General features: G+C 71.9%; 11 protein-coding genes and 1 tRNA gene. 5 read left to right on the forward strand and 7 right to left on the reverse strand.

Annotated features, from left to right (window positions below):
- Positions 1 to 4: 4 nt before the first annotated feature.
- The 3 genes from glmU to P8T65_RS27685 all read right to left on the reverse strand — a co-directional run bounded on the left by glmU (position 5) and on the right by P8T65_RS27685 (position 2,527).
- On the reverse strand, positions 5 to 1,453 hold the full coding sequence (gene glmU, locus P8T65_RS27675; protein ID WP_316727926.1) for a bifunctional UDP-N-acetylglucosamine diphosphorylase/glucosamine-1-phosphate N-acetyltransferase GlmU: 1,449 nt from the start codon (positions 1,451 to 1,453) through the stop codon (positions 5 to 7).
- A gap of 124 nt (positions 1,454 to 1,577) precedes the next feature.
- Positions 1,578 to 1,648: transfer RNA gene (locus tag P8T65_RS27680), tRNA-Gln, on the reverse strand.
- A 6-nt stretch (positions 1,649 to 1,654) separates the two neighbouring features.
- On the reverse strand, positions 1,655 to 2,527 hold the full coding sequence (locus P8T65_RS27685) for a hypothetical protein (RefSeq protein ID WP_316727927.1): 873 nt from the start codon (positions 2,525 to 2,527) through the stop codon (positions 1,655 to 1,657).
- A 168-nt stretch (positions 2,528 to 2,695) separates the two neighbouring features.
- Here P8T65_RS27685 and P8T65_RS27690 point away from each other — a divergent pair, with 168 nt between their 5' ends.
- On the forward strand, positions 2,696 to 4,063 hold the full coding sequence (locus tag P8T65_RS27690; protein ID WP_316727928.1) for a histidine kinase: 1,368 nt from the start codon (positions 2,696 to 2,698) through the stop codon (positions 4,061 to 4,063).
- Positions 4,064 to 4,277: 214 nt separating this feature from the next.
- On the opposite strand, the gene P8T65_RS27695 is transcribed toward P8T65_RS27690, so the two are convergent.
- Entirely contained in the window at positions 4,278 to 4,772 is a 495-nt protein-coding gene (locus tag P8T65_RS27695; RefSeq protein ID WP_184893163.1) for an SUKH-3 domain-containing protein, read from the reverse strand.
- Positions 4,773 to 4,880: 108 nt separating this feature from the next.
- Positions 4,881 to 5,381, reverse strand: coding sequence for a YwqJ-related putative deaminase (locus tag P8T65_RS27700; protein ID WP_184893165.1), 501 nt, complete (start codon positions 5,379 to 5,381; stop codon positions 4,881 to 4,883).
- 324 nt (positions 5,382 to 5,705) lie between these two features.
- Between P8T65_RS27700 and P8T65_RS27705 the strand changes: the two genes are divergently transcribed.
- The 3 genes from P8T65_RS27705 to P8T65_RS27715 all read left to right on the forward strand — a co-directional run bounded on the left by P8T65_RS27705 (position 5,706) and on the right by P8T65_RS27715 (position 10,656).
- Positions 5,706 to 6,692 carry an SMI1/KNR4 family protein gene (locus tag P8T65_RS27705; protein ID WP_230221146.1) on the forward strand — a complete coding sequence of 329 codons (987 nt, stop codon included), beginning with the start codon at positions 5,706 to 5,708 and terminating at the stop codon, positions 6,690 to 6,692.
- Between the two features lie 7 nt (positions 6,693 to 6,699).
- Positions 6,700 to 9,519 (forward strand): SUKH-4 family immunity protein, encoded by a 2,820-nt coding sequence (locus tag P8T65_RS27710; RefSeq protein WP_316727929.1) that lies wholly within the window; start codon positions 6,700 to 6,702, stop codon positions 9,517 to 9,519.
- A 261-nt stretch (positions 9,520 to 9,780) separates the two neighbouring features.
- Entirely contained in the window at positions 9,781 to 10,656 is an 876-nt protein-coding gene (locus P8T65_RS27715; protein WP_316727930.1) for a cellulose-binding protein, read from the forward strand.
- A 196-nt stretch (positions 10,657 to 10,852) separates the two neighbouring features.
- On the opposite strand, the gene P8T65_RS27720 is transcribed toward P8T65_RS27715, so the two are convergent.
- Complete coding sequence (locus P8T65_RS27720) at positions 10,853 to 12,436, reverse strand: cation acetate symporter (RefSeq protein ID WP_316731750.1); 1,584 nt, start codon at positions 12,434 to 12,436, stop codon at positions 10,853 to 10,855.
- Between the two features lie 101 nt (positions 12,437 to 12,537).
- The gene (locus P8T65_RS27725) at positions 12,538 to 13,026 is read right to left on the reverse strand and encodes a DUF485 domain-containing protein (RefSeq protein WP_316727931.1); all 489 of its coding nucleotides are present in this window, start codon (positions 13,024 to 13,026) and stop codon (positions 12,538 to 12,540) included.
- Positions 13,027 to 13,390: 364 nt separating this feature from the next.
- On the opposite strand from P8T65_RS27725, the gene P8T65_RS27730 reads away from it, so the two are divergent.
- On the forward strand, positions 13,391 to 17,092 hold the full coding sequence (locus P8T65_RS27730; protein WP_316727932.1) for a LamG-like jellyroll fold domain-containing protein: 3,702 nt from the start codon (positions 13,391 to 13,393) through the stop codon (positions 17,090 to 17,092).
- Positions 17,093 to 17,191: the final 99 nt, after the last annotated feature.

Here is a 17,191-nt window from a genome sequence, read left to right on the forward strand (position 1 = left end):
CCAGTCAGCTTTCGCTCTCGCCCTCCCGGGACGCCGCCTCGGCAGCCTTCGCCGACGCGCTCCCCGGCCGCTTGCGCGCCACCCAACCCTCGATATTCCGCTGCTGGCCACGGGCCACGGCCAACGAACCGGGCGGCACATCCTTCGTGATCACGGACCCGGCGGCGGTGTACGCACCGTCCCCGACCGTGACAGGCGCCACAAACATGTTGTCCGAACCCGTCTTGCAGTGCGAGCCCACAGTCGTGTGGTGTTTGTTCTCACCGTCGTAGTTCACGAACACACTCGCCGCGCCGATGTTCGAGTACTCGCCGATGGTCGCGTCACCGACATAGGAGAGATGCGGGACCTTCGTCCCCTCGCCGATGGTCGCGTTCTTGGTCTCGACGTACGTGCCGATCTTCGACTTCAGCCCGAGGCGGGTACCGGGCCGCAAGTACGCGTACGGCCCCACGCTCGCCTGCGGGCCGACCTCGGCACCGTCCGCCACCGTGTTGTCCACGCGCGCGCCCGCCCCCACCGTGGTGTCCTTCAGCCGGCTGTTCGGGCCCACCTCCGCACCCTCGGCGACGTGCGTGGCCCCCAGGAGCTGGGTGCCCGGGTGGACGACCGAGTCCTGCTCGAACGTCACCGTCACGTCGACCCAGGTGGTGGCGGGATCGATCACGGTCACCCCGGCGAGCATGGCCTCCGTGAGCAGCCGGTCGTTCAGGATGCGACGCGCCTCCGAGAGCTGCACGCGGTTGTTGATCCCCGCGATCTCCCGGTGGTCACCGGCGACGGAGGCACCGACCCGGTGCCCGGCCTCACGCAGGATCCCGAGGACGTCGGTCAGGTACTCCTCGCCCTGGCTGTTGTCCGTCCTGACCTTCCCGAGGGCGTCCGCGAGCAACTGGCCGTCGAACGCGAACACCCCGGAGTTGATCTCACGGATCGCGCGCTGCGACTCGGTGGCGTCCTTGTGCTCCACGATGGCCGTCACGGCACCGGAGGCGCCGTCCCGCACGATGCGGCCGTAACCGGTGGCGTCCGGGACCTCGGCGGTCAGCACGGTCACCGCGTTGCCGTCGGCGGAGTGGGTGGCGGCCAGGGCCCGGAGGGTGGCGCCGGTGAGCAGCGGGGTGTCGCCGCAGACGACGACCACGGTGCCGTCGACGACGCCGCCCAGCTCCTCCAGGCCCATCCGTACGGCGTGCCCCGTGCCGTTCTGCTCCGCCTGGACGGCCGTGCGTACGCCGGGGTCGGCCTCGGTGAGGTGCGCGGTGACCTTCTCGCGGGCGTGCCCCACGACGACGACCAGGTTCTCGGGGTCCAGCTCGCGCGCGGCGGCGAGGACGTGGCCCACCAGGGAGCGGCCGCAGATGCTGTGCAGAACCTTGGGTGTGGCCGACTTCATACGGGTGCCCTCACCCGCTGCGAGTACGACGACGGCTGCCGGGCGGGTTGCGCTCACGGGGATGCCCTTCGGCTGTGGGTGCGGTGGGGGTTGACATCCGCAGGATACCGGGGCGTTGTGCGGGGGAAATGTGAGCGGGTCCTGACCCGCGGTGCTGGGGTCAGGACCCGAACCGAGTGTGCTCCCGGGGGAGGAGTCGAACCCCCATGATCAGAACCAAAATCTGACGTCTTGCCCTTAGACGACCCGGGATTGCCGCTATGTCCGATTTTCTAGATCGGCTGCGGTGGCAGCCTCTACTATGCCGTACCACGAGCCCTCGATGCGACGGTATAGCTCTGCACTCTTGCGAACTCTGATCCCTAGGCAGCCGCGGTACGTGTCGCCCACGTTCTTTCGGACTGTCTGTGGATTGTGCTTCTTCAGTAGCGTCCGGCCGAGCAGTGACCTGTTGATCCCGATGAGGTCCGCCCAGTAGTGCTCGGCGGCGTCGACATCTGCTGATTCGTGGATCATGACTCGACAGTTCAGGCGATCGCGGGAGACTTCTGGGAGATCCAGCCAGGCGAGAAAGACGTTGATCGTTCCGGGGTCGCTGTTGACGAACTCGACGCCTTCTCGCCGGGCGTGCGGTTTGTCCTTGGTGCCCTCGGCCCAGTAGAGCGCGACTCCGGTGATGAACAACTCTCGATCAGAGAGGGCGCCGATCGAGGCTGCTGCGGCCTGCTTGGTCTCCTGGCGCTCGCGGTCCTGCTCGGCGCGCAGTCGCGCAAGCCCCGCATTCATCCGTGCGCGGTGCTCTTCTGGTGTGCAGCGCGGCTCTGGTGTCGGCAGATCCCGTACCCACAGCGACACGGAACTCTTCGAGCAGCCCAGCTCAGCTTGGATCTGGTTGTACGTCCAGCCCTGTCGTCGTAGGTCTCGTGCTTTCTCGCGGAGGTCGTCTTTGGCCCTGGGGCGCTTCGTCCACTCCGGGGGTGGTTCGCCCTCGACCAGGCGTTGAAGGATCTCCTTGTTGTGGACCTGAAGCTCGTCGCGGATCTGCCGGAGGCTGTAGCCCTGGCGGCGCAGGGTCACGGCCTGGTCGCGTAGGCCCTCGAAGTCGGCGTACTTGCCGTGGGGATGTGCCATGGGCATACCCTCCGGTCGGAATGAGGGGTTCCGGGGTCGAACGGTGGGCGATTCAGCAGTTCGAGGGAAAGTGGGTGGTTTCGCTTCTGTTCGAGGGTGGGGCGTGGTGTGGGGCGCTACGGGAAACTCGCCGGAAAAGCGGGGGCGCTCGAACGTAGGCTTGGGTGTATGACCACGACGGGGGAAGACCACACCGCGGCCGGGACGGGGGACGGGGCCGGACCGTGGTGGTGGGACCGGTGGCGGAGCGCGGTCCTCGACGGCGGGCTGGCGCTGATGTCGGCGGTCGAGTGTTCGATCGAGGGCGTCGAGTTCGCCCGTAACGCCGCCCTGCCGGAGGCCGTCGGCGTGCTGTTCGGCGCGCTGGCCGGCTCCGTGCTGCTGGTGCGGCGGCTGTGGCCCGTCGCCGTCGTGCTGGTCTTCATCGCCGTGGCGCCCGCCCAGATGGGCTATCTGATGGGGCTCGTCGGGCTGTACACGCTGGCGGCGTCGGAGGCGCCGAGGCGGATCATCGGGGCGTTGTCGGGGATGGCGTTCGCGGGTGTGTTCATCGTGTGGTTCGTCGAGGCGACCCGGAGCAATCTGCAGGGGGACGGGGCGGTCGGCGGCGGGGACGCGTTCGCCGTGTTTCTCGCGTCGACGATGGCGATCGGGCTGACCGCGCCGCCGGTGCTGCTGGGGCTGTACGTCGGGGCGCGGCGGCGGTTGATGGAGAGTCTGCGGGAGCGGGCGGATTCGCTGGAGCGGGAGTTGCAGCTGCTCGCGGAGCGCGCGGAGGAGCGGGCCGAGTGGGCTCGGGGGGAGGAGCGGACCCGGATCGCGCGGGAGATGCATGACGTCGTGGCGCACCGGGTGTCGTTGATGGTCGTGCACGCGGCCGCTCTCCAGGCCGTCGCGCGGAAGGATCCGGAGAAGGCCGTGCGGAACGCGGCGCTGGTGGGGGACATGGGGCGGCAGGCCTTGACCGAGTTGCGGGAGATGCTCGGGGTGTTGCGGTCGGGGGAGGGGTTCTCGTCGATGGCGCGGGTGCGGCCGGGGTCGGCGTCCGCGTCCGGGGCGGCGCCCGCGCCGGTGCCTTTGGCGGCGGTGGGGGCGGCTGCCGCGGCGGCGGCTTCGCGGGCCGAGAGCGAGGCGGCGGAGGGGCCCAGTCTGGCGGAGCTGGAGGTGCTGGTGGGGCAGTCGGCGGCCGCGGGGATGGTCGTCGAGTTGTCGGTGGAGGGGGAGGTGCGGGTGTATGCGGCGGAGGTCGAGCAGACGGCGTACCGGGTGGTGCAGGAGGCGTTGACGAACGTCCACAAGCACGCGGCGGGGGCGAAGACGCGGGTGCGGCTGGCGCATCGGGCGGCGGAGATCGCGATGCAGGTGGAGAACGGGCCGCCGCCGGAGCCGGGGGCGGCGGGGGCGGCGCGGTTGCCCAGTGGGGGGAACGGGTTGCTGGGGATGAAGGAGCGGGTGGCCGAGCTGGGGGGTGTGTTCGTGTCCGGGCCTACGGATGCCGGGGGGTTTCGGGTGTCCGCGGTGATTCCTGCGGCGTAGGGGGTGGGTGGAGCTGGGTGCCGGGGGTTGTGGGCGCCCGGGGGTGCTCAGGGCGCCCGGCGGCTGTGGTGGGGCGGGGGTGGGTTCCGCGGCTCGGCGGTGACGAGGTGCCGCTGCGCCCACCCTCCCCCACTCTCGGCTTCGCTCGAGCGGGAGGTGCCCCCATCGCCCCAGCGGCACGATTGCCCGCAGCTATGTACGACGGCCCGCGGGTTCAGCTTGCTGTCAGGCGGGTGGGGGTCGTGCCGGTGAGGAGGGTGGTGAGGGCTGTGTCGATGGTCGGGCCCAGGTACCAGTCGCCGGTGTGGTCGAGGGCGTAGGTGCGGCCCTCGGTGTCGATGGCGACGAGGGCGCGGGTGGCGGTCTCGTGGCCGAGGGGGCAGACCTCGGTGTCGAGGGCGCGGCCGAGGTCGCCGAGCGTGCGGGCCATGTGGAGGCCGTGCAGCGGGTCGAGGTGCAGGTCGGCGGGGGCGAGTCGGCGGCCGGGTCCCTGGGCGGTGAGGCGGAGGCCGCCGAACTCGGCCCAGGCCTCGACCGCGGCCGGGAAGACCGCGTGGCGGTGGCCGGCGGGGGAGGTGTGCTCGCGCAGGGTGTCGGCCCAGATCTCGGCCTGCTTTATGTCCCAGCGGCCCGGCTGCCATCCGGCGGCGCGCAGGGCGGCGTCGACGGGGACGGAGAAGCGCGTGGTGGAGGTGCGGTCTGTGTGCATCTGCCCTTTGTTCGTCGGTGGTTCGTGGGGTGCGGGCCGCGGTGGCCGTTCGTGCCCGGGTTTCGCGCCCTTGTCGTGTTCTGACGCGATCTTCGCGGTGCCGGGTTCCTAGGGCTCCTGGGTCGGGTCCACGATGCGGACGCCGAAGTGGGCGCTGAGGGCCGCGCAGGAGCGGCAGGGTGTGGCGAACGCGCCGTGCAGGGGGTCGCCGTCCTCGCGGATGTGGCGGGTGGTGAGCTTGGCCTGCTTGAGGGCCTTGCGGGCTTCGCCGTTGGACATGGGTCTGCGGGCGGCGCGCTTGCTGCGGGCCGCGTCGGCGCCGGTGATGTGGCGGGAGATGAGGATGGCCTCGGCGCAGCGGCCGGTGAAGCGGTCGCGCCGGTCGGTGGCGAGGGAGTCGAGGAACTCCTGGACCAGGGGGTGCAGGGGCGGCGCGTGGTCGCCGCGGGCGGCGGTGCCGGTGAGGGTCTCGCCGCGTACGGAGAGGGCGGCGGCCACGGTCGGCAGGATGCCGTCGCGGCGGTGGAGGAGGGCGGGGGCGTGCGGCTGTTCCGCGGTGCTCCAGCCGATGCGGGGGTCGCCCGATGGTCCCGCCTGCGTCGCGCTCATGATCGTGATCCCCTCCTATTGCATCCCCCGCCAGGGGACACAGAGTGCCAAACGGCGTGGCCGGTGCGGAAGCTGGGGCGGGACGACACGCCCGTTCTTCGGCGTTGCGTGAGGGTGGTGTGACGGCTGGTCACGGAAGCGGAGGCCCGATGACCGCCGTCGCCGTACCGCTTAGGCTGTCGACAACCGCGATCCGTTCGGTCTTGCGATCGAGGGCGGACAGAACAGGCCGTACCAGGGCCTTTTCTGCTGTCGGAGAGCAGTACGACACAGCAACAACGCAGCCAGTACAGGTCTCACAGAACGCCGCAGGGGGCTACCGCCATGACGACAGGTCGGCTCGGGCAGCAAGCCGCGCCGCCGAACGCGGCCTACGCCGGGCAGGTCGTGCAGTTTCCGGACCCGGTCCGGGCGGCGCGTCACCCGAGGGGTGTCCGTGTTGACGCGCACGGCTATCCGGACTTCTCGCCCTACGCGCGTGCCGCGGCGGAGATCGCCGATCCCCCGGAGGGCTTCGGCGTGGACGAGCTGCGGTTGACGGACTATGTGTCCGCGAACGCGGCGCTGGCGGCGTCCGGGCACGAACTGTGGGACACGATCCCGCCGGTGGCGACGCCGCACGGCTGGACGTGGCATCACGCGCCGGGTGGCCGGCGGCTGGAGCTGGTGCCGGTCGAGGTGAAGGCGCTGCTGCGGCACCACGGTGGTATCGCGACGGCCCGCGTCGACCAGCACAAGCGTGGTACGCGGCCGTTGCAGGAGACCAGGCCGGCGCACTTCGGGCTGCCGAAGTCGTCGGCGGTGGCGGTGACCGAGACGCAGGTGCAGGGCGTCGAGGAGGATCTCGGGTACCGGTTGCCGGGCGCGTACCGGTCGTTCCTGAAGGCGGCGGGCGGTTGCGCTCCCGTGGGGGCGGCGCTGGACGCGGAGTTGGGGCTGCTGGTGGACCAGCCGTTCTTCACGGTGCGGGACGAGGCCGCGGTCAACGACCTGGTGTACGTCAACAAGTGTCTGCGGGACCATCTCACCAAGGACTATCTGGCCGTGGCGTTCGCGCAGGGCGGGATCCTCGCGGTGAAGGTGAAGGGCGACCGGATCGGGTCGGTCTGGTTCTGCGCCTACGACGACGCCCGTGATGTCGATCCGTCGTGGCCGCCGGCCGCGCGGGTGGAGCGGTTGCTGCTCCCCGCCGGTGAGGACTTCGACGCGTTCCTGTCCCGGCTGGCGGGCAATCCGCCGGAACTGGAGACGGTGGCCAACCTGATGGTGGACGGTGGCTTCGCGCGTGCCGTGCCGGTCGCGGGGGAGTGAGTTTTCGATGGTGACGTTCGCTCAGGCGCAGGAGCGCGCCGAGGAGTGGATCAACGGTGATCTGCCGGGCTACCAGCACCGTGAGGTGCGGGTCCGGGAGTTCGAGCTCGGGTTCGTGGTGTGGGCGGAGGACCGGGCGGACGGCCCGCGTTCCGACGGTGGCGCGCAGCGGCTGGTGATCGCCCGGGACAGCGGGGAGGCCACGCTGTGGCCTTCGCTGCCGGTGGGTGAGGTGATCCGCCGGTTCGAGGAGGAGTACGGCCGTAGGGAGGCCGCTCCGGCCGCCGCGCCGGCGCCTGCGGCCCGGGTGGACCTGAACCAGACGTCGTTCCTGCTGACTCCGCCGGAGTGGTTGCAGGACGCGGCGGACCGGATGGGGATTCCGGACCACCGCACCGGTGCGGGTTCGGGGGTCGGCTCCGGGGCCAACTCCGGTGCGGGTGCGTCCGATGGTGGCGGGTCCCGTCCTGCGGCCGCTGGCGCGGGTGCCGTCGATTCCGGTTCAGGTGCGGGTGGTTCCGGTGTCCCGGGTGCCAACGGGGTGTCCGGGAGCGGTGGTTCGCTGCCCGAGACGATGGCGGGGCCGGTCGGCCAGTCGCCCTCGGCCGGCCGGGGGGTGTCCGACGCGCCCGCCGACGCCACGCCGTGGCCGGCCGCGGCGTCGGCGGACGACGAGGTGCGGGACGCGGTGCCGCCGAGGGACGCCGAGCCGCACGACGCGGTGCCCGACGGGGCGACCCCGTGGGCGGGTACGGACACCAACGCCGGAGCCGAGGACGACCGTTCGGTGCCGTTGCCGGACACCGTGTTCGCGCCCCAGCTGTCCGAGGTGAGCGACGCGGACGGCGCCCCGCCGCCCAGTGCGCTGCCGGAGGCCAGGACGGCGTTGATCTCCGGCGGCAGCCAGCTCCCACGTACGACGGTGGCGCCGGCCTTCGGTGTCCCTGGTGCCGACTCGGGCGCACCGGGCGGCCCCGCGCAGCCGTCGCAGCAGTCTCCGTCCGGCCCGGGGACCCCGCCGCCGGGTGCGCCGCAGTCGTACGGCTATCCGCAGGGACCCGGTCCGCAGGGGCCCGGTACGCCCCCTCCGGGGCCCTCGCTCGCGCCGCACGCCGGTGACATCGCCGACGCCGCCACCAGCAAGGCCGCGCCGCCGCCGCGCCGGGGCGGTGCGGCCGGTGCGCCGCCGCCTCCGGCTCCGCCCGGGACCCCCGGCACGCCGGGTGCGCGTCCGGGCGCCACGCCTGCGCCGCAGTCCGGTCCCGGTCTTCCGGGCACCCCGGCGGGCGGGTACGTGCCGACCCAACTGGTCTCCGCCCTCGGGCCGGACGGTCCGGGGGGCCCGGGGGCTCCCGGTCAGCCGGGTGCGCCCGGTGCGCCGAATCCGCCCGGTGGTACGCCCGCCGGTGGTGTGCATCACGCGGCGACGATGCTGGCCGGGCCCGCCGTGGGCGGGCCGGGCGCGCCGCTGCCGCCGGGGCCCCCTGGGGCTCCGGGCCAGCCGGGCACTCCGCACGCTCCCGGCGCCCCGGGTGCGCCCGGTGCTCCTGGTGCGCCGAATCCGCCCGGTGGTACGCCCGCCGGTGGTGTGCACCATGCGGCGACGATGCTGGCCGGGCCCGCCGTGGGCGGTCCGGGTGCCCCCGGGGCTCCGGGGACACCGCCGGGTGCCCCCGGTCCCGTGCACCACGCCGAGACGATGCTGGCCGGGCCGCCGCTCGGTGGTCCCGGGGCTCCGCAGCCGCCCGGTCCGCCCGGGATGCCGCCGGGTGCTCCCCATGGGATGCCCGGTCAGCCGGGGCCGCCGATGGGCGCCCCGCCGGCGTACGGCTATCCGCAGCCGCCCGGCGGGCAGCCGACCGTGGGCCCCGGCTACCAGGCCGTCCTGCGCTTCCGGGCGCCGGACGGGTCCGAGCAGCAGGTGATCCGGCGTTCCGCGCCGGGCACGCCGCACCCGGAGTGGCAGATCTTCCATGAGCTGCGCGGGATGAACATCCCGCCGGAGGCCGTGCTGGAGCTGCACACCGAGCTGGAGTCGTGCGAGCTGCCCGGGGCGTACTGCGCGCGGATGATCCGTGAGCAGTGGCCGAACGCGCGCATCACCTCCATCGCCCCGTACGGCAAGGACCACGCGAGCCGGCAGCAGGGTATGGCCCAACTCCTCGCTCACCAGGGCGAGTTGCATCAGGTCGCGGACGGTCCCGCGCGGCCCGCGCCGGTGCGGGCGCCGTTGCAGCCGGTGCAGCCGGCGCCGCCGGTCCCGCCGGAGGTGATCGGGCAGGAGCTGGCGGCGGCGTTCGGGCCGGGGGTGTTCCGGTTCGACCAGCAGGCGGTGTCGCGGCAGGGCGTTCCGCCGATCGTGGCGCACACCCTGGTCGTCGCCGGGCTGCCGGTGGACATGGGCCCCTTCTTCTGGGCGCAGGCCCAGCCGGGGCGTCCGGTGCCGACGCTGGCGGAGCTGGCGCAGGAACGGGGGGTGCAGCCGGCGGCCGACGCGGGCTCGTACCTCGTCATGGGCAGCGACTTCGGCAAGGAGCTCTGTGTGCAGTACGGCACGGCGAACATCGTGGCCGTGCCGGTGGAGGCGGGGCCGGGCGGTGCGCCCGTACCGCCGCAGTTCGTGAACACGGGTCTGCCCGAGTTCGTGCGCTGTCTGGCTCTGCTCGGGCGGATGTGGCGGCTGCGGTTCGGTCTCAACCAGGAGCAGGCGGGCCGGTGGACCGTCGACTTCCAGGCGCAGCTGGCTGCCCTCGACCCGGCGGCGCTGGCGTCGCCGGAGAGCTGGTGGTCGGTGCTGTTGGAGGAGATGTGGGACGGGTTGCTGTGACCCGTCGCGGCTGAGTTCCACGTCGGCCGCCCGCCATCCGCGGGATGCGAGGGCCCGGCCCGGACACGTAGGTGATCCGGGCCGGGCCCTCGCGCGTGTCCGGGGCGGGGCCCTGTGGATGGCTGGGGCGGCCCTGTGGATGTCTGGCTGTCCGCTCCCGTGACCTCGCACGGAGTGTCGCGTTATGAACCCTTTGGTTCGATCCATCAAGATGTGGCGCGAAATCATCATTTCGTGTGCGTCCGGCGGAGAGGGCCCAGCATGAGCAGCGCACCGACGGCACCCCATGACTTCGAGTTCGACGTCGTACGGCGTGGCTACCGTCCCGAGGAGGTCGACGCCCACGCGGCGGCCCTCTCCCGGGACCGTGACGCCGCCTGGGAGCGGGCCGCCCGGCTGACCGTGCTGGCCCGGGAGATGGGCGCGGACCTCGACGTGCTGCGCGAGACGGTCGCCGGGCTCGCCCCGCAGACGTACGAGGCGCTCGGCGGGCGGGCGCGGGAACTGTTCGAGCTCGGTGTCGCGGAGGCCGAGGCCGTCCGTGAGGGCGGGCGCGAGGAAGCCCGGCGGATCGTCGCGGACGCGGAGGAGGCGGGGCAGCGGCTGCGGGGGGCTGCGCAGGCGTACGCCGACAAGGTGCGGGACGAGGCCGAGGAGCGGGCCCGGCAGGTGTTGCTGGCGGCTCAGGCCGAGGCGGACGAACTGCGGATCGAGGCCCGGCGTGGGGTGAAGGAGGGGCGGGGCGAGGCGTTGGCCGCGCTGCGGGAGACGCGGGAGCGGGCGGAGGAGATGCTCGCGGAGCTCCAGAGGGAGTACGACGAGCGGGTGGCCGGGATCGAGCGGGAGGTGGCCGAGCGGGAGGCCGCGTTCGACGAGGGGCTGGCCGAACGGGTCGCGCGTGCGGAGGCGGAGCTTGCCGCGGCCGAGCGGGGGTTCGCCGAGGCGGAGGCCGATGTGGCGCGGATGGGGGAGGAGGCGGAGGAGCGGGCCGCGGAGGCGCTGGCGGAGGCGCGGCGGCGCGAGGAGTGGGTGGCCCGGGAGACCGAGAGGGTGCTGCGGGAGCACGGGGAGAGGTGGGACGACGTTCGGGCGCACATGGACTGCATCCGGGAGAGTCTGTCGGCTCTGACGGAGTAGGGCGGCGGGGACGGGGGAGCGCGCCGGCGTTGGTGGGTGCGTTGTCGGGTGTGGGTGGGTGGGGGTTCTCGCGCCCACGCGGCGGAGCCGCACATCGACACAGCCCCGCGCCCCTGAAGGGGCGCCCGGCACCCGGGGGTTTCAGGGCAGCCGGGGATCCGGCCGACCCTGAGAAAAGCCCCTGGTGCCCGGCGGCTCAGTCGCCTCTTCGTGTCGCGCCTGCCAGGATCCAGCCCTCCACCGCCTCGTACTGGCGGCGTTGTTCCTCTGCCCTGGGGCGGCCCGAGAGGGTGGTGCCCAGCCAGCCGAAGGCGAAGCCCAGGGGGATGGAGACGAGGCCCGTGGTGGTGAAGGGGAACCAGTTGAAGTCGGCTCCGGGGAAGGCCGAGTGGGGGGAGCCGGAGACCAGGTTGGTGCCGGTCATGAGGACCAGGACCGAGAGGGAGCCGCCGATGAGGGTGTACATCAGCCCCGTACGGGTGTAGCGGCGCCAGAAGAGTCCGTAGACCAGGGCGGGCGCGATGGCGGAGGCGCCCAGGCAGAACGAGAGCGTGACCAGCGGCTGGAGGTTGCGGTGCTGGACCATCGTGGCGAGGACGATCGCCGTGACGCCGACCGCGCACGCCGAGAGCCTGGCGACGGTCATCTCGCGGCGGGGCGTGAGCGGTTCGCCGGCGCGGGCCGCGAAGACGTCGTGGGCGAGGGAGTTGGCGCAGGCGAGGATCATGCCGGCCACGGAGGCGAGCAGCGTCAGGAAGACGGCCGTCGTGACCGTGGTGAAGAGCAGGGTCTCCGCCGTGGACACCTCCGTGCCGAACGCCGCCATCGACCCCAGCAGATAGGCCGTGTTGCCCTGGGGGTCGGCCGTCGCGATCACCTCGCGGCCGATCAGCGCCGTCGCGCCGAATCCGATCACCGAGATGATCAGGACGAAGAGGGCCACGGACGGGACCGCCCAGGACAGTGAGCGACGGACCTGGCGGGCGCTGTTCGCGGTGTACATGCGCATGGTGATGTGCGGGAGGCAGGCCCCGCCGAGGACGACCGTCAACTGGGCGCTGATCATGTCGAGTTCGGGGTGCGGGCCGCTGGAGAACTGCAGGCCGGAGTGGAGGTAGCCGGTGCCGATACCGCTCTTCTCGGCCGCCGCGTCGAGCAGCAGGCCGGGGTTCCAGTCGAACTTGTGCAGGATCAGGACGGCGACGAGCGCACCCGAGCCGAGCAGCATCACGATCTTGAGGATCTGGATGAGGGCGGTGCCCTTCATGCCGCCGATCGCCGCGTAGCCGATCATCAGCGCGCCGACGATCACCACGACACCGGTCTTCAGGCTGTCGCTGGAGAAGCCGAGGATGAACGCCAGCAGGTCCCCGGTGCCCGCGAGTTGGACCAGCATCATCGGCATCAGCGCCGCGATCGTGACCACACAGGCGACGACGCGGACGGAGCGGCCGGGCATCCGCCGGGCCAGCGCGTCGCCCATGGTGAACCGGCCCGCGTTGCGCAGGGGTTCGGCCAGCAGGAACATCAGCAGCATCAGGGAGAGGGCCGTGCTCAGGGCGAGGACGACGCCGTCGTAGCCGAAGAGGGCGATCACGCCGCCGGTGCCCAGTACCGTCGCCGCCGAGATGTAGTCGCCGGCGATGGCGAGGCCGTTGCGCATCGGGGAGAGCGAGCCGTAGCCCGTGTAGAACTCGTCGAGGTCGTCCCGGTCGGGGCCCGTCATCACGCACAGGAGGAGCGTGATGGTGGCGACCGCCGTGAACCCGACGAGCGACATGGCCTGCGCCGACCCGCTGAACTCGGCGAGTCCCGCGGCCGTGGTCGAGGGGACGGCCGTGGGCGCGGGGACGGTGGCGGTGGTGAGGGCGGTGGTGGCGGTCATCGGACAGCCCTCCGCCTCGCGTCGACCGCCGCCAGTTCGCGGATGCGGTCGGCCAGCGGGTCGACGCGCAGGCGGGCGGTGTGCTCGTAGAGCCAGATGGCGAGGCAGGTCACCGGTACCTGGAGGAGGCCGAGCAACAGGCCCGTGGAGAGTCCGCCGCTGATCTCGCTCGTCATGAACGAGGGGGCGAACGCGGACAGCAGGAGGAACAGCACGAAGTAGCCGAGAGCCGTCAGTGTCGCCACCCGTCGCTGCCAGCGGTAGGCGCCGCGCAGTACCCGCAGGTCGCTGTGGTGGCCGGGGGAGGGATGGCGCGGCGCGCCCTGGTCCGGCTGCTGTTCCGGTTCCTGGGGGACCCGGGGATAGGTCTGGTACGAGGGGGACGAGTACGAGGGGGACGAGGTGTGCGGCGGGTACGGGCGATGCTGCGGGGACGGGGACGGGTGCGGGGTTCGGTGCGGGGGTGACGAGAACGGGTCGGTCATCCCTTGGTCTCCTTGCGCGGCTCGGGTCCGGGTGCGGACCGCAGGGAGGGGGGCGGGCGTGAACGCTACTCGTGGGTTCGGCGGAGCGCGAGCCTTTCGACAAACTGATCGGTCGGTATGCGCTTACTTGGAGGATCTGGCCCTGACCTGGGGTGTTACCCGGATTAACTCAGGTTTTTTGAACGAGGGTCAGGAGGGGAGTTGTGGGGCCGCTGTGCACACTGTGTGAGATGTGCCTCACTGATCGCCACTTGGTCAACAAAAACGACACTGGTTACCCTCCCTTCGACCAACGAATAACCAAAAAATAAAAAGCGGGGGAAGAGTGCGACCACACAGTCGCAGTCGAGCCATGCGCGGAGCGATGACCGTCGCGTCCGCGGTGCTCGTGCTGGCCGGCGGGCTACAAGCCGCTCCGGCGCACGCGACGGGCACGGACCAGGACACGGGGAACAGGAACACGGGGAACAGGACGGGGAACACCGGCCGCACGGCCGACGACGGGGCACGGGGCAAGGACTTCTGGGAGGACGACGAGCTGCCGGCCGCCACGGCCGAGGCACGCGCCTCCGAGCGGGCCGTCGCCTCCGGAAAGTCCGTCACCGTCGACGAGTTGACGTCGTCGACCAGCAGGGTCGTCGCCCATCCCGACGGCACCTTCACCGCCGAGACGGCGACCTCGCCCGAACGCGTCCGCAAGGACGGCGAGTGGACCGCCATCGACACGACGCTCGTCACCCGGGCCGACGGCTCCCTCGCGCCGCGCGCCGCCGAGGACATCCGCTTCTCCGGCGGTGGCACCGGCGAACCGCTCGCCCGGATGGTGCTGGCGGGCAAGGAGTACGCGGTCTCCTCCCCGTGGGAGCTGCCGAAGCCGGAGGTCGACGGCTCGTCGGCGGTGTACCGGTCGGTGCTGCCCGACGTGGACCTCGCCGTGCAGGCCCACCCGGACGGGTTCACGTACCACCTCGTGGTCCACAGCCGTGCGGCTGCCACCGACCCGGCCCTGCGGAAGGTGAGTTTCCCCGTCGAGACCGAGGGGCTGTCCGTGCGCACGGACGACTCCGGGGCCGCCTCGTTCGTGGACGCCTCGGGGTACGCGGTCGTCTCCAGCGGCTCGGCGCTGATGTGGGACGCGGGCAGCGAGGCGAAGCCGTCGGCGGACTCCCCGGTGCGGAAGGCCATGTCGGCCGGGAAGAACTCCGCGCCCGGCACGGCCTCTTCGGCCTCCCCGGCCGCCGTGGCTCCCTCGGTCTCTTCGGCCGCCGTGGCGCCCTCGGCATCGTTGTCGGGCTCCGCCGAGGCCGTCGCCGACGCGCTCAGCGCCGACGCCACCTCCCGTACGGCCGTCATGGACACGGCCGTCACCGACGGCACCCTGACCGTCGTCCCCGACCAGGACTTCCTGACCGACCGGGACACCACCTACCCGGTGGTCATCGACCCGCCCGCGGTCAAGGCGACCCTGACGGGCTGGACGGCGCTGTGGTCCAACTCGCCGGGCACCAGCTTCTGGAAGACCAAGCACGCCCTCGGCGTGGGCTATGACGCGTTCGTGGACAACAAGAAGTCCCGCTCGCTGTTCCAGTTCGACACCCGCAGGGCGGCCGGCAAGAAGATCCTCGACGCCACCTTCACGGCGTACGCGATCTGGTCGGCCAACTGCGACAAGCGCGACGTCCACCTGTACCGCACCAGCCAGATCTCCTCGTCCACCACCTGGAACTCGCAGGAGCGGTCGCTGAAGTGGCACGCGAAGGTCGACACGGTCTCCGCCGCCAAGGGCCACTCCGTGGAGTGCAAGGACGGTGACATCGAGTTCGACGCCACCGCCGCCGTCGCGTACACCGCCAAGGCCAAGGACACGCTGACCACGCTCGGGCTGCGCGCCGACGAGGGCGACCCGATCGCCTGGAAGCAGTTCATGTCGCCGCTGGACCCGGAGGCCACCGCCGCGCGCAAGCCCCGGCTGTCCATCACCTACGTCACCCCGCCGAACAGCAAGCCGTCGTCGGTGAAGATGTCCGACCCGAAGATCGCCTGCTCGGCCTCCTCGGCACCCGCGCAGATCCGGGACGCCACGCCCCGGCTGACCGCGACCCCAACGTCCAGCGACGCCTCCAACGCCTCGCTGCGCCCCCACTTCGAGCTCTACAGGGGCAGCGCGACCACGGCGACCTCGCTGAAGCCGACCACCTGGACGGACAGCGGCACGGCCGGCACCTCCGTCACCGCGACCCTGGACGAGAAGGTCACGTACAAGTTCCGCGCCCGCACCGAGTACAAGTACACCTGGAAGGGCGACACCCACTCCCTCTACGGGCCGTGGTCGGGCTACTGCTACTTCACGGTGGACTCCAAGGGCCCGCTCCTGCCGAAGGTCTCCTCGACCGTCTACAAGGAGTGCGCGGGCACCAGTTGTGACGCCGCCGACCCGGAGCAGGGCAGCGTCGGCATGACCGCCGGCTTCAAGGTCGAGGGTGGCGCGGGCGACGTACGCCGCTACGACTGGTGGCTCAACGGCGTGAAGCTCGGCAGCAAGTCGTTCACCACCAACACCCCCAGGTACGAGATCGAGGCCGCGCCCGACAAGCGGCTCACCAACACCCTGCGCGTGCAGACGTACGACGGGGCGGGCAACGCCAGCCCGCACGCCGACTACCAGTTCCGGGTGGCCAAGGGCTCCGACCCGGTCGCGAGCTGGAAGTTCGACGACGGCAGTGGGACGACCGCCGCGGACTCCTCCGGCAACAACCGCACGCTCACCCTGACGTCGACGACCTGGACGGACAAGGCGCGCCTCGGCGGCGGGCTGCGTACCGCCAACATCGGAGGACAGGGCGGTGTCACCGCGTCCACCGTGCTCGACACCACCAACAGCTTCGCCGTCGGCGGCTGGGTACGGCTGACCTCCAAGGACCACATCTCCACCGTGGCCACCCAGAGCGGCACCCGCGCGGGCGCCTTCCAGCTGTACTTCTCGCAGTCGCTGGACCGCTGGGTCTTCAACCGGTACGCCACCGACGCCGACGCGCCGACGATCGTGCGCGCCCAGTCCAAGAAGCCGCCCGTGGTGGGCGCGTGGACCCATGTCATGGGCGTCTACGACCACAACAAGAAGCAGATCCGGCTCTACGTCAACGGACAGCTCCAGGCGGCCACCGAGTTCACCACGCCGTGGGCGGCCAAGGGCACCTTCGAGGTCGGCCGGATGAAGGCGAGCGGCCGGTACTCGTCGTGGTTCGAGGGCGACCTCGACCACATCCAGGTCTGGAACCGGGTGGTCTTCGACCACGAGATGGGCGCGATCGCCAACGCCGAGAACCCGGCCACCGGGCAGACCCAGCCCGCGCTGCTCGCCAACTGGGGCTTCGACGAGACCTCCGGCACCGTCGCGGCCGACGCCACCGGCCGGGGCCACGGCCTGACCCTCGAACAGGGCGCGGCCTTCGCCACCACCGACGACCCCGCCCACGGCAGTGTCCTGGAGCTGGACGCCGCCCAGTACTCGCGGGCCACCTCGCCCGTGCCCCTGGACGAGTCCGGCAGCTACACCCTGGCCGGCTGGGTCGACCTGGCCGCGCAGTCGAGGCTGGAGAACCTGAACATCGCCCACTCGCCGACCGTCTTCTCCCACCCGGGCGCCGAACGGAACTCCTTCCGCCTCTGGTACCGGCAGCCGGAGGGGCAGAGCGTCGGCGACTGGAACTTCGGGCGGTACGAGACGGACGTCCTGCTCGGTCCGGCCGCGACGGTCACCTCCGACGAGGTCAACGCGCCCGGCGGGTGGGTGCACGTCGTCGCCGTCTTCGACTCGGTGAACAGCTCCATCAAGCTGTACGTCTCCGGGCAGCGGCAGGGTGACGAGGACGGTGTGCTCAGCGAGGACACCTACCAGCCCGCCGGGCCGCTGATGGTCGGCGGTTCGCGCCGCCACGACAACGGCGAATGGGGCAACCCGCTGCCCGGCCGCCTCGACGACCTGCGCGTCTACGCGGGCGTGCTGTCCGACGCGGAGATCACACAGCTGGCGACGGTGGACGAGCCACCGGTACCGATCGAGTAGCGCCGCACGCGCCGCGTGTCCGCCCGGCGGGCCACGGCTGGGCCGGGCGCGCCACCTCCTTCACGGCGTGCCGGGCCTCGGCCCGGCACGCCTCCGACC

Source organism: Streptomyces sp. 11x1 (assembly GCF_032598905.1).
Classification (GTDB): Bacteria; Actinomycetota; Actinomycetes; order Streptomycetales; family Streptomycetaceae; genus Streptomyces.